Below are 12,612 nucleotides of genomic sequence, written 5' to 3'. Positions count from 1 at the left end.
AATTTAATTCTTTATTTCGAGCTTTCGTAACGTTTGCCAACTTCTTCCCAGTTTACTACGTTCCAGAACGCTTTGATGTAATCAGGGCGTTTGTTTTGGTAGTTCAGGTAGTAAGCGTGCTCCCATACATCAATTCCGAGGATTGGAGTAGCGCCTTCGCTGATTGGGTTGTCTTGGTTAGGTGTGCTTGTTACTGCCAGTTTGCCATCTTTAACAACTAGCCAAGCCCAGCCACTGCCGAAACGAGTAGTTGCTGCTGCTGCGAAATCTTCTTTGAATTTTTCGAATCCGCCTAGTTCACTATCAATAGCTGCTGCAAGTGCGCCAGTTGGTGCGCCGCCGCCGTTTGGTCCGATAACTTCCCAGAACAAGGTGTGGTTAGCGTGTCCGCCACCATTGTTACGAACAGCAGTGCGGATAGCTTCTGGTACAGCGTTCAGATCTGTAAGAAGTTCTTCGATGCTTTTGCTTTGCAATTCAGGTGCCTTTTCCAAAGCTGCGTTCAGATTAGTCACATATGTGTTATGGTGTCTATCATGGTGAATTTCCATCGTCAAAGCGTCGATGTGTGGTTCGAGTGCGTTGTTTGCATAAGGTAGTGCTGGTAATTGAAATGCCATGGAAAAATCCCTCCTGAGTATATTAGAATTTGTATAGATAAAGAACTTCGGCGGTTTATCGTCAAAATTCTTTATTGTTGATATGTACTATAGGGTATCTCCCAATAGGATACTTTAATTAAACAGTATCTGGATCAATAATGCAACACTAAACAAACATAAATGTTTATAAAGTATGATGGGAGTGTAAACAGGATTATCAATTGTATTAAAAATGTTAAAATAAAGAGCCGTCACCCCATAGACATAACTCTTTATAATTACCCTTATAATGAAACAATGAATCTCAGCCAAAATGTAAACGCTTGATATTAAGCGCTTTCAAAAGAAAAATGATGATATCACGAGAAAAGTGTGCTTTAATAGATTTAAAAGCAGGTATTCCTCGGTATTTGATGCTTTTTTTTATTTTCTCAATGTTAAGGGAACCCCTTCTTTTTGTTAAATTCATAAGCCATAGACAAGGGAGATTTTAAAGAATGCACGTTCGTTCCTTTCAATTAAGCGACGTTAGCCCTGTGACTGATTTGCTGCAAACAGCATTATCGGAAGAATGTTTCGAGAACACTATCGAGCCTTTCTCCAGGCAGCTTTCATGGGATTCAGATCTCATTGTAGTTGCGGAAGATGAAGAAGAAATTGTTGGAGCACTGATTGGTACGATTGAGAAAAACCACGGTTGTTATTTCCGGATTGCTGTACATCCTGATTATCGCCGCAGAGGAGTCGGTAGAAGTCTGGTATCGGCTATGGAATCCAGGTTTCAAGCTCGTAAGGTTAGTGGTATCTACGTAGCCGTCGATGAGCATAATTCTTTTGCATTGCCATTGTATGAAGCTATGGGATATAGCGAGAATCAAATTTTCAAATCTGTCCGGAAGCTGAGCATTGTTGGGTAATTTTGATCACTCAGATGCGTAAGCGGAAACATTTACTAAATATAGAACTATAGTTGATGATATAGTCTGTTTCATTCATACTCAAGCGTATTTTCCAGAAGTCCATTACTAATGGCTGGGAGATATGCTTTTTTATTGTTATAATATCTGCAAGTATAGACATCAATAATTGAGAATAAGAGGTGACATATTGAGTCAGGAGTCCCAAGTAGAGTTCATGCGTAATCGGAAGCAAAGACATAGATCCTCCAGATCAAACAAAGGCTTTGGTGGTCGTTTGGCCGCGGAATTGAAGGGTTGGTTGCTTACAGCGGTAGTTGTCTTTGCGGTAATGTCGGTTCTTAATATTTTTGTGTTCAATATATCAACGGTTAAAGGTCAGTCTATGCAGCCAACGCTTGTGGAAGGTGAGCGACTCTTTATTAATAAGCTTTCATTGATGTTTGTAAACCCAAAACACGGGGATGTCGTCATTCTTCATGATCCTAGCACGGGCCCTAGTCGGAAGGACTTTTTAGTGAAACGAGTCATTGGTATACCTGGAGATATCATAGAAGTGAAGGATCACCAGTTATATGTGAATGGAAAAATAGTGAATGAGCCCTATATCGATACTGAGATTGAAGACCCGGATTTCGCTGCGTTAACTGTGGAGAGCGGAAACTATTTTGTCATGGGAGATAACCGTCATGCTTCAGCAAGCAAAGATAGCCGTTATTTCGGCTCCATCCCACAGGACATGATTGTAGGCAGGGCGGATTATATCTGGTGGCCGCTGTCTAAACTGAAAGGGTTATAAGAATTATATCGATAACATGAAAAGGAGAAGGCGGAAATGAACAATACATTTCAGTCACCGTATGCTCCCCCGCCTTCCAAGTGGGCACAGCTTAAAGCGGAGATTCAGGAGGCTGCGACGTCACTCGGTATTGATGATATCGGGTTTACTACAGCAGAGCCTTTTTTATATCTGAAAAATATTCTGCAAGACCACCGAGACAAAGGATATGAATCTGGTTTCGAGGAACCGGATCTGGATAAAAGGACAATCCCCGCTCTGAGCTCTGGGGACAAGCCCTTATCTATTATTTCAATTGCTGTGGCCTATCCTTCCAAAATGGAGAATCCTCCGAAATCTGAGCCAGGTGCACGAAGAGGTATTCTCGCCCGAGCATCATGGGGCAGGGATTATCATCATGTGCTGAGGGAGGCCTTAAGTAAGCTAGAGGACTTTATTCATGAACGTGTACCGGAGGCTGTGCTGGAAAGTATGGTCGATACCGGTGTACTGGTAGATAGAGCGGTAGCGGAAAGAGCGGGGATAGGCTTCAGCGGCAAAAACTGTTCTATCATCTCACCCAAATGGGGATCTTGGATTTATCTAGGGGAGATGGTTACGAACATTCCTTTTGCTCCGGATGAGCCTGTTGAGGAAGGCTGCGGGGAGTGTACCAAGTGTATTGATGCTTGTCCAACCGGTGCACTGGTGGGGCCGGGTCAGCTTAACGCGCAGGCTTGTATTTCTTTTCTGACGCAGACCAAAGGATTTCTGAGTGATGAATACATGACCAAGATTGGCAACCGTCTATACGGCTGTGACACCTGCCAGATTGTATGTCCCAAGAATCGAGGGAAGAACTGGAATCATCGCCCTCAGATGCTGCCTGATCCTGAGATCGTGAAGCCATTGTTAATGCCAATCCTGGATCTTAGCAACCGTGAATTCAAAGAGAGATTCGGAAATAGCTCTGCTGCCTGGAGAGGCAAAAAGCCGATGCAAAGAAATGCGATCATCGCTCTCGGTAATTTCAAGGAAGTAGAAGCGGTGCCAAAGCTAACAGAAATTGTTCTGAAAGAGCCGCGGCCTGAGATGCGAGGCACTGCTGCTTGGGCACTGGGACGCATCGGTGGTGAGGAGGCTCTAGCTGCTGTTGAATCGGCTTTAGAGCGCGAAGAGCATGACACGGTAAAAGAAATGCTGAGCCGGGCACAGGATGTGCTCCTTACTGCGAAGCAGGCACGAGAGGACAACGATGTTTAATGAAGGAAAAAGATCATAGATAGGTTGCATATTCCCAATTGCTGTCCAGTTCTCGAAATGCTATGATAGATTCGCGCGCCATATGGCGATGCAGACAATAGAGTGTAGAGGTGGGCTTTAGATGAATATCGCATTACCTATTATTACATTGGTCGTAGGTCTCATCGGTGGATTTTTTATCGGTGTGTATTATCTGCGCAGACAAATGACAACTATGCAGAATGATCCTGAAATGCTGCAAAAGGTTGCGAAACAAATGGGTTATAACCTGAATGGGAAACAAATGCAACGTGCCCAACAGATGATGAAGAATCAGAACCAGACAGGCGCCCGACCAGGAGCAGCTAAAGGGAATAAACGTAGAAGTAAGTAACCGGGTCCGGATAGAAATTATACGGGTGCGGAAGGGGGAGACATCATGGGGAACATCAATGAATACGTGAACGGTAAAGTATCAGAGAACCGTGAGCAAATCGAGTATCACGTTGAGAAAATATTAGAATTAATCGGTGAAGATACCGGCCGCGAGGGACTGCTTGAAACACCAGCACGTGTTACGCGGATGTACGAAGAGATATTCGGCGGTTATTCGATAGATCCCCGCGAGGCGCTCGGTGTTACTTTTGATGAGTCTCATGAAGAGCTAGTGATCGTGAAGGATATCGTCTATTACAGCCAATGTGAGCATCACATGGCTCCTTTCTTCGGTAAAGTGCATATTGGATACATTCCGAGCGGACGGATTGCTGGACTCAGCAAATTAGCTCGCCTAGTTGAAGCAGTGAGTAGGCGTTTGCAGGTTCAAGAGCGCATTACGACGCAAATTGCGGATATTATGACGGAGGTACTAAGCCCTCACGGCGTTATGGTCGTTGTGGAAGGTGAACATCTTTGTATGTGCGCACGTGGAGTGAAGAAGCCAGGAAGTAAGACGGTAACCATGTCTACTAGAGGGGTCTTCCGGGAGGATGCCGCCGCTCGTGCGGAGTTTCTGAACTTGATTAAAGAATAGTATATAGAGGTGTCTATGCCTCGAAATTAGAAGGACCCATCATTCACTTTTTGTGAACGATGGGTCCTTTTGGGTCAATATAAGCGAATAGAAGTGATGTCTTCTACGAAGTGGTAAGAGATCAGTAAGGCTTCCATGCCAGTTTACTGGCAGCGGCATAACGCTCTGACACATATGGCCAGTTGACGACCTTCCACCAATCGTTAATATAATCCGCACGATTATTCTGATGTTTCAGATAGTAGGCATGTTCCCATACATCCAAGGCCAAGAGCGGAACAACGTCCCATTGCGATAAATTTTGATGTTTTTCCGCAGTGAGAATTTCTAGTCTATGGCTACGTGGACTCCAGACGAGAATGGCCCAGCCGCCACCTTCTACTTTATTCGCAGCTTCGGTGAACTGTTTCGTGAAGCTGTCATAGCTTCCAAAGCTTTGTTCTATAGCTTCTAGTAAAGCACCTGTTGGGCGGCCCCCACCTTGCGGAGACATCACGTTCCAAAAGATCGTGTGAAGATAGTGGCCTGCACCATTAAAGGCTAATTCTCTCTCCCAATGTTTAACGAGATCGAAGTCACCGTTCTTACGGGAATCTGCTAATTTAACTTCAGCCTTGTTTAATCCATCTACATAACTTTGATGGTGCTTATCGTGATGAATTCTCATCGTCTTTTCGTCAATATAAGGTTCTAGTGCATTATAGGCGTAAGGCAAGGGAGGTAGCGTATGGCCGCCAATGGGTACCGCGTCGTTTTTATCGCGGATATCAGGAACAGTGTCAGTAAAATTAGAGAATCCATCATTCCGCATAGTATCGTCTGTATCGATGTTTACGACATAATCCTCTGTGTAATCGCGCATGACTTGTGATAGCTTTCCGGGCGAGCTGAGTGTCTGCAGTACGGCTAGGAAGTATTCTGATTCACGAATAATATGCAGAATCACAGTAGTTGCAAGGGGGACGGCTTTGACCGCTGCGCTACTCTCCATAATGGCAAAGAGCTGTCGGACGAACTCTTGGGATTGATTGCAGGAGATATGTAGCAGTTTCTCCGTTTCCGCAGTGAGTTCTGCCTGTGGTGGAGGAGAAGCGGAAAGGGCAGCATTCAATAGCTGTTGTGCCGCCTGCTCAGTTGCACCAAAAACAACGGCCCATTCATCGAGGAGTTTCACATAAGGGTCCTCTAATTTAGGGACGATCGCTTTGATGACTTCGGTATGCTCTTTCTCTTGTGTTTTCCAAAATACGATTTCTTCCAGGATACGTACTGGCAGCATCGGCCCGTATACATATAGCATGCCAAGAAAACCTCCCGTGATATGTCTTTATCAGTCCATTATATGAACGGTCTTGGAAGGTTATGAAGAACATAAACTTAGAGTGCCTCTTTGGCTTCTTTCTTTCCTGGGGATGAAAACAGCCTCTTCCTAGGATACATTTCTTTCTGTCCCTGGAAGAGGCTGTTCGTATGGTTATTAGCGCTTAGTTAATTACTTGCCATCGCCGGCTGATCGCCATTATTATTTTTGGCCAGATGGACATTCCCTAAGAAAGCGGAGACCCGCCGCAAATACTCACGGGGATGCTCGCGGAACAACAGCTCATGATGACTACCCTCGATGATCCAGGAATCAGAGAACGGATTGTTCTGATTTGCTGCTAGTTCTTCGGCAATAGGATAAGGTGCTTTATCGTCTTTGGTTCCATGCATGAATAGGATAGGGAAAGGATAATCTTTGGATTTAACCTTTGCATAAGGAATCTGATCTAGTCCCGTTCCGTTCAGTACCGGGAACAGCATTTCCATGATCGCCAGGGAAGGCTGGCGCGGCAGATCGATATTCTGCTTGATATTATGATACAGCGTGTCTGGTTCTAACAAAAAGGTGCTGTCCAGAATCATCGCATCGATGTCCTCAGATACTAATCCTGCTTGCAGTGCTGTGCCAGCACCCATGGAGAAGCCCCAAACAACGAGCTCTTTAGCTCCGCGTTCCTTTGCGAAATCAATGGCGCCTAGAAGCTGCTGGGATTCTTTTTTGCCGCCGGTTGCAATATCCTTATTACCTTGGGCAGCAAATCCGTAATCAAACATTACGACATTGAAATTCAGACTGTGTGCATAGTGCGCGAGATCGTACATAGGTACCCAAGACTCTTCGCGGTTGGCACCATAGCCATGACTGAACACAATAGTCTTAGTAGCATCCTTGGCTGGAATATACCAGCCGTTCATCAGGCGACTGCCATCCTTAGCTGGGAAGGTTACATCCTCGTAGGCGAGGCCTTTGGCCATCATAGGATTGGAGTACAGTGGCGCGACGGTTGGATTGGATAGTACCCAAGCGATGTAGCCATGGAGCGAGACAAAACAAAATGCTAAAAAGAAAAATATAGATAATAGCAATGCAACGATAATATGCTTAACACGGATCATCCGCAGCGATAGTCGTGATGAACTGCCCTGTTTAGGTAGTTTAGGACGACGGGAGACTGACGTGCCGGCTCGGCTGGTTGTCAGATCCATAAGGTCCCCTCCTAAGTATGATGTGAGTACTAGTGCCTAGGATAATTTGTCGAAAATGATACTAAAGCATTAGTATATTTAATATGTTTATCGTAAGTTGAAGCACTTACAAAGTCAATGAATTAGACCGTTTTGTAATGTAACTGTAAAGTGCGGACCAGTCTTTATCGGCTCAGTGAATATACTGGACTTTCCGTAGAGTTTTGCACTAAGATAGAGTTAATTATAATGTAACCGCGTTTCATTTGATGAAACACGAGGGGGGATTACTGTGGAGGACCGAAAGCTAACGGTACGCGCGGTAGAACGTGCGCTCGACATATTACTTTGTTTTACGCAGGACAGTGATTTAGGGTTAACGGAGATCGCATCAAAGATTGACTTACATAAGAGTACAGTCCACAGATTGCTGGCAACACTCGAGGAAAAGGGCTTTCTTATTCGCAATCCGGCGACAGAAAAATATAGGTTGGGTATACGAATCTGGGAGTTGTCTACGCATCTGCCTGCTTTTGACGAGTCGGCAGCGGTATTGCTGCCATCTATGGAACGGCTGAGAGATCGACTCGGTGAGACGGTAAGTCTTTACTTAAGGGATGGTATTGAACGCGTACGTATTCAGGCGGTACAGAGCCAGCAGGCGATCCGTAGAGTCGCACAGATCGGTGCGAGGCTGCCATTATCCGTAGGGGCGTCGAGTAAGGTGTTAGCAGCGTATGCACCACCTGAGGTGTTGAGAGAGCTGCTGGAGAGTTCGGAGTGGCCGGATTACGTTGAGAAGAGTGTATACAAAGATCAGCTTAATGAGATCATCCGGCTGGGGTATGCCACGAGTTTCGAAGAACGTGAGTCTGGTGCGGCTGCTGTGGCGGTACCTGTCACAGGCCGTAGTGGAAATGTGATTGCGGCGTTATCACTGTCAGGGCCGGTCAGCCGCCTGTCTAGGGATACGTTAGTGGAGTATGCCGCCATCTTGAAGGAAGCAGCAAGTGAAATGGGCATGATGATTCCATAGGAAGAACAGGGTGGTCTCATAAAGTGGGCTTTTCGCTGAATGAGACAGACCGTTAAGAAGCAGAACAGCGATCTCTCCGTTACTGGAGGATCGCTGTTTGTTTTTGAAAGGTGCAGCTTATGCTAGAGCCAGAAACCCGTACCACGTACCCATATCCCTTGCCGCTTAATTCGATCACCAGTCATCTGAGTCCTATTAGATAGGCGTAGAATCATAATCACTCCCTATATTCGACAACTGCTTCGAACACGCAAGCATCAACGAATCAAACGTAGCTTAGAGTTAGGAACGTGCATGGAGGTAGGACAAGAAACAGGGATGCCCCAGCAGCCCATTCGATTCATGGCTGTAAGAACACCCCTCTAATCTATAGAAGCCCCTAATAACTACACAAAAAAAACTGCCTCACAGCCACTCATGGCCGCGAGACAGTTCTTTATTAAGTCTATTCTACAGATACAGCCGAAGAATCTGTGGCATCCGCCAGCATTTGACGAAGTACAGTTTGTAGAATACCACCATTGCGATAGTAATCAATATCAACCGTACTGTCGAGACGTGCTGTGACAGGGAAATCGAACTGAGTACCGTCTTCACGGGTAGCGGTAACAGTTAGATCTTGGCTTGGCGTCACCTCGTTATCGAGACCGGTAATGTTGAAGGTCTCACGTCCGGTCAGTCCCAAGCTGCTCCAGCCGTGTCCTTCCTGGAATTGCAGTGGAAGCACACCCATACCAACCAGATTGCTGCGGTGAATCCGCTCAAAGCTCTCAGCGATAACAGCTTTAACACCCAACAGAAGCGTGCCCTTGGCAGCCCAGTCACGTGAGCTTCCTGTGCCGTATTCTTTACCGGCGATAACGATGAGATTTTGTCCAGCGTCCTGATACAGCATGGAAGCGTCATAGATGGACATGACTTCATCGCTTGGCAGGAAGGTTGTAACTCCGCCTTCTGTACCTGGAGCTACTGCGTTACGAATCCGAATATTAGCGAATGTACCACGCATCATGACTTCATGATTTCCGCGGCGTGAGCCGTAGGAGTTGAAGTCTGCACGTTCTACACCATGATCGCGTAAATATTCGCCGGCAGGACCAGAGGTAGAGATATTACCTGCAGGTGAGATATGGTCGGTCGTTACGGAGTCAGCAAGCAACGCCAGAACGCGTGCATCCTTGATATCCTTGATGTCTCCCAGACCGTCTGCCAGATGCTCAAAGAATGGCGGATTCTGAATATACGTGGAATTATCATCCCACTCATACAGCTCGCCTTGTGGAACAGGGATAGAATTCCAACGTTCATTAGCAGTGAATACATTCTCGTATTTACGACGGAACATCTCCGGACTAAGGGAGAGACCGATTGCTTCACGAATTTCAGCAGTAGTTGGCCAAATATCCTTCAGGAATACAGGTTCACCTTGTGGATCAAATCCAAGCGGTTCAGTCTGTAAATCGATATTTACAGTGCCAGCCAGTGCGTAAGCAACTACGAGCGGCGGTGAAGCCAAGTAGTTTGCTTTGACCTGAGCATGTACGCGGCCTTCAAAGTTACGGTTACCGGAGATTACAGCAGCTACGGTCATATCGTTATCAGTGATGGCTTGGCTAACCTCTTCAGGCAATGGACCGGAGTTACCGATACAAGTAGCACAGCCATATCCCGCCAAGTAGAAGCCCAGTGCTTCAAGTGGCTTCAGCAAGTCTGCTTTTTCCAAATATTCAGTAACAACCAATGATCCTGGAGTCAAGCTGCTCTTAACGTATGCTGGTTTGGTCAGACCACGTTCCACAGCTTTTTTCGCCAAAAGACCTGCACCTAGCATAACGCTAGGGTTGGAAGTATTCGTACAGCTTGTAATCGCTGCGATCACGACCGCGCCTGTGCTTAGCTTGCTTTTGGTGCCATTTTTATGTTCTATTTCTACAACTTGGGCGATTTTCTCATCGCTGAGACCGTAACCGCCTTTGTCTACAGGTGTACGGATAATACCTTCGAAATTTTCTTTCATATGCGTAAGTTCGATCCGGTCTTGCGGACGTTTTGGTCCAGCCAAGCTTGGAACGACAGAAGCTAGGTCAAGTTCAATTACATCGCTGAACTCAGGATCTGGCGTATTCGAAGTGCGGAACATACCTTGCGCTTTGTAATAAGACTCAACGAGCTCTACCAGATCATCTGGACGACCTGTGCTGCGAAGATAAGCAAGTGTCTCTTCATCTACAGGGAAGAAACCGATCGTTGCTCCGTATTCTGGCGCCATGTTAGCAACCGTTGCCCGGTCAGCAAGACTGATGTTAGCAAGACCAGGACCGTAGAATTCGACGAATTTGCCGACTACGCCCTTTTTACGCAACATTTCAGTCACTGTCAGAGCCAAGTCTGTTGCTGTAGCCCCTTCGATAAGACTGCCTGTAAGCTTGAAGCCCACTACATCTGGTGTAACAAAATAGAGCGGTTGTCCGAGCATGCCTGCTTCAGCTTCAATACCGCCTACACCCCAGCCCACAACACCAAGTCCATTGATCATCGTAGTGTGGGAGTCCGTTCCAACAAGGGAATCTGGATAAACGACAGTTTCACCATCGATAGTTTTAGTGGTGGCTACGGAAGCCAAATACTCCAAATTCACCTGATGCACGATACCGGTAGCTGGAGGAACTGCGCGGAAATTATTGAAAGCGGTCTGTGCCCAGCGAAGGAAACGGTAGCGTTCCTCGTTGCGCTCAAACTCCACGTTCATATTGTATTCCAAAGCGTCTGCCGTACCGAAAGCATCAACCATAACAGAGTGGTCAATTACAAGGTCAACGGGAACGAGCGGGTTGATCTGTTTAGGATCTCCGCCGGCTTTCTTTACGGTGTCACGCATAGCTGCCAGATCTACGACTACCGGAACACCGGTAAAGTCCTGAAGTACGATACGAGCAGGGATAAACGGAATTTCTTTATTGCGATCAATGTCGCCTGACCAATCAGCCAATTGTTTCACATGTTCTTCTGTAATCGCCCGTCCGTCAAATTGACGAACAGCCGCCTCAAGTAATACTTTGATCGAGAAAGGAAGGGAAGAGATAGAGCCCAATCCTTGTTCCTCAAGGGAGTTAAGATCATAATAGCGATAAGATTTGCCACCTGATTCCAGGGTGCGGGCCAACGAGAAATGATCCTTGCTTGGCATATGTGCGCCTCCTTGTTTCATCTATTGAAACTCAATTTCACATTGCATGTTATTTAATTATAACGGTTACAAAGAGGGGAGTAAAGTTTTTTTTCCTATATATAAAGCCCGAATATCGCATCTCAGAAACCATTTAGAGTTACCTCTAAAACGTAAGCTATAAGCAAAGCATATGCCCTACCCTGTAAATTGAAGCGATCTGTATAGCGGCCTGTTTCCTTTCATATACATAGAGCAGTAGTTAAAAGGGAATGAAGGGGTGCGAGTATAATGGAACAACAGTGGAAGCAGAGTCTATATGTATATGTAGATCAAGTGAATAAGGCCAGGGTGGAACCTAAGTCCTCATCGCAAACAGTTTCCGTATCCGTTAAAGATCCACGTTTTCTGGTGGAGCAAGGGGAACGTTCACGCCGTATCGCTGAATGGTATACCGCTCGTGGGATCACTCCGCTGCGTGGGGAAACAGGTGTGAAGACTTTACGGACCGTCCGGCAGACTCCGAATGAGGTGGTAGCAGAGGTTACGCTGCATAGTGCACTTTATTATGAAAAAGGAGGCGTTAACCACCGCGAGGATAGGGTTGAGCTGGAGCGGTTGACCTTTGTGCGGGACGGAGGGGGTTGGGAAATCGCTGCTATTGAACGAACCATTCCCGAAAGGAATACAGTTCATAGAGCTGAGGCGGAGTTATCAGGCAGGTTGTCCAAATGGGGGGAAGCTTTGCCTGCTCCGCTGCCATCACAGCCCCTTCTAAATCGGAATATTCTTGGTGAGATCTCGGGCTCAAGAGAGGTTCGCTACAACCGTGAAGAAGCGGTGGCTTATGCCGATCGTTGGTGGAAAGACGGGAATCCGGAGTTCGAAACATTTGAGGTAGATTGTACGAATTATGTCTCCCAATGCCTCTTTGCAGGGGGCGCGCCTATCAACTATACTGGTAAAAGAGAAACGGGTTGGTGGTACAAAGGCTACCAAGGAAAACAAGAATGGTGGAGTTATAGCTGGGCTGTATCAGACAGTCTGCAGCGCTATTTGAGTGTTAGCCGGAGCAGTGGCTTGCGTGCGGAAGTCATGGAGCGGCCGGAGCAATTGATGCTGGGCGATATCATTCAATATGATTGGGATGGTAACGGGCAATACCAGCACAGCACGATCGTCACAGCCTTTGATGCTGGTGGCATGCCGCTTGTGAATGCACGTACAGTTAGCAGTCGTCATCGCTTCTGGGACTATCGTGATTCCTACGCATGGACGGATCAAACGAAATACCGTTTTTTTCATATTAACGACTATTTATAAGACAGAA

General features: G+C 46.4%; 10 protein-coding genes and 1 pseudogene. 7 read left to right on the top strand and 4 right to left on the bottom strand.

Features of this window, described 5'->3' with window-relative positions; genetic code table 11:
• Positions 1-11 precede the first annotated feature (11 nt).
• Positions 12-620 carry a superoxide dismutase gene (locus tag MKY52_RS06185; RefSeq protein ID WP_341050426.1) on the bottom strand — a complete coding sequence of 203 codons (609 nt, stop codon included), beginning with the start codon at positions 618-620 and terminating at the stop codon, positions 12-14.
• Positions 621-1,099: 479 nt separating this feature from the next.
• On the opposite strand from MKY52_RS06185, the gene MKY52_RS06180 reads away from it, so the two are divergent.
• The 5 genes and pseudogenes from MKY52_RS06180 to folE all read left to right on the top strand — a co-directional run bounded on the left by MKY52_RS06180 (position 1,100) and on the right by folE (position 4,572).
• The gene (locus MKY52_RS06180; RefSeq protein WP_036676822.1) at positions 1,100-1,519 is read left to right on the top strand and encodes a GNAT family N-acetyltransferase; all 420 of its coding nucleotides are present in this window, start codon (positions 1,100-1,102) and stop codon (positions 1,517-1,519) included.
• Between the two features lie 190 nt (positions 1,520-1,709).
• On the top strand, positions 1,710-2,318 hold the full coding sequence (lepB, locus tag MKY52_RS06175; RefSeq protein ID WP_341050424.1) for a signal peptidase I: 609 nt from the start codon (positions 1,710-1,712) through the stop codon (positions 2,316-2,318).
• A 36-nt stretch (positions 2,319-2,354) separates the two neighbouring features.
• Positions 2,355-3,545, top strand: a pseudogene (queG, locus tag MKY52_RS06170) (tRNA epoxyqueuosine(34) reductase QueG); the annotation flags it as partial.
• Between the two features lie 136 nt (positions 3,546-3,681).
• The gene (locus MKY52_RS06165) at positions 3,682-3,933 is read left to right on the top strand and encodes a YneF family protein (RefSeq protein ID WP_042123938.1); all 252 of its coding nucleotides are present in this window, start codon (positions 3,682-3,684) and stop codon (positions 3,931-3,933) included.
• Between the two features lie 45 nt (positions 3,934-3,978).
• Positions 3,979-4,572: a GTP cyclohydrolase I FolE gene (folE, locus tag MKY52_RS06160; RefSeq protein WP_076285879.1), complete on the top strand. Its 594-nt coding sequence runs from the start codon at positions 3,979-3,981 to the stop codon at positions 4,570-4,572.
• Positions 4,573-4,693: 121 nt separating this feature from the next.
• On the opposite strand, the gene MKY52_RS06155 is transcribed toward folE, so the two are convergent.
• Together MKY52_RS06155 and MKY52_RS06150 are read right to left on the bottom strand one after the other, a co-directional pair.
• On the bottom strand, positions 4,694-5,872 hold the full coding sequence (locus tag MKY52_RS06155; protein WP_341050422.1) for a Fe-Mn family superoxide dismutase: 1,179 nt from the start codon (positions 5,870-5,872) through the stop codon (positions 4,694-4,696).
• 188 nt (positions 5,873-6,060) lie between these two features.
• The gene (locus MKY52_RS06150; RefSeq protein ID WP_042184661.1) at positions 6,061-7,101 is read right to left on the bottom strand and encodes an alpha/beta hydrolase; all 1,041 of its coding nucleotides are present in this window, start codon (positions 7,099-7,101) and stop codon (positions 6,061-6,063) included.
• 271 nt (positions 7,102-7,372) lie between these two features.
• On the opposite strand from MKY52_RS06150, the gene MKY52_RS06145 reads away from it, so the two are divergent.
• Entirely contained in the window at positions 7,373-8,116 is a 744-nt protein-coding gene (locus MKY52_RS06145) for an IclR family transcriptional regulator (protein ID WP_076285876.1), read from the top strand.
• Between the two features lie 445 nt (positions 8,117-8,561).
• On the opposite strand, the gene acnA is transcribed toward MKY52_RS06145, so the two are convergent.
• The gene (acnA, locus tag MKY52_RS06140; protein WP_076285875.1) at positions 8,562-11,303 is read right to left on the bottom strand and encodes an aconitate hydratase AcnA; all 2,742 of its coding nucleotides are present in this window, start codon (positions 11,301-11,303) and stop codon (positions 8,562-8,564) included.
• A gap of 270 nt (positions 11,304-11,573) precedes the next feature.
• Here acnA and MKY52_RS06135 point away from each other — a divergent pair, with 270 nt between their 5' ends.
• Complete coding sequence (locus tag MKY52_RS06135; RefSeq protein WP_445670983.1) at positions 11,574-12,605, top strand: amidase domain-containing protein; 1,032 nt, start codon at positions 11,574-11,576, stop codon at positions 12,603-12,605.
• Positions 12,606-12,612: the final 7 nt, after the last annotated feature.

Origin of the sequence: Paenibacillus sp. FSL P4-0184 (assembly GCF_038004625.1) — a bacterium.
Lineage (GTDB): Bacteria > Bacillota > Bacilli > Paenibacillales > Paenibacillaceae > Paenibacillus_AQ.
This window is presented reverse-complemented; position numbering and strand designations above follow the sequence as displayed.

Excerpts from the sequence above, each read along its gene's own strand:
- MKY52_RS06155 (WP_341050422.1), bottom strand. The coding sequence starts at position 5,872 with ATGCTATATGTATACGGGCCGATGCTGCCAGTACGTATCCTGGAAGAA.
- MKY52_RS06180 (WP_036676822.1), top strand. The coding sequence starts at position 1,100 with ATGCACGTTCGTTCCTTTCAATTAAGCGACGTTAGCCCTGTGACTGAT.
- acnA (WP_076285875.1), bottom strand. The coding sequence starts at position 11,303 with ATGCCAAGCAAGGATCATTTCTCGTTGGCCCGCACCCTGGAATCAGGT.
- folE (WP_076285879.1), top strand. The coding sequence starts at position 3,979 with ATGGGGAACATCAATGAATACGTGAACGGTAAAGTATCAGAGAACCGT.
- MKY52_RS06165 (WP_042123938.1), top strand. The coding sequence starts at position 3,682 with ATGAATATCGCATTACCTATTATTACATTGGTCGTAGGTCTCATCGGT.
- MKY52_RS06150 (WP_042184661.1), bottom strand. The coding sequence starts at position 7,101 with ATGGATCTGACAACCAGCCGAGCCGGCACGTCAGTCTCCCGTCGTCCT.
- MKY52_RS06135 (WP_445670983.1), top strand. The coding sequence starts at position 11,574 with ATGGAACAACAGTGGAAGCAGAGTCTATATGTATATGTAGATCAAGTG.
- MKY52_RS06185 (WP_341050426.1), bottom strand. The coding sequence starts at position 620 with ATGGCATTTCAATTACCAGCACTACCTTATGCAAACAACGCACTCGAA.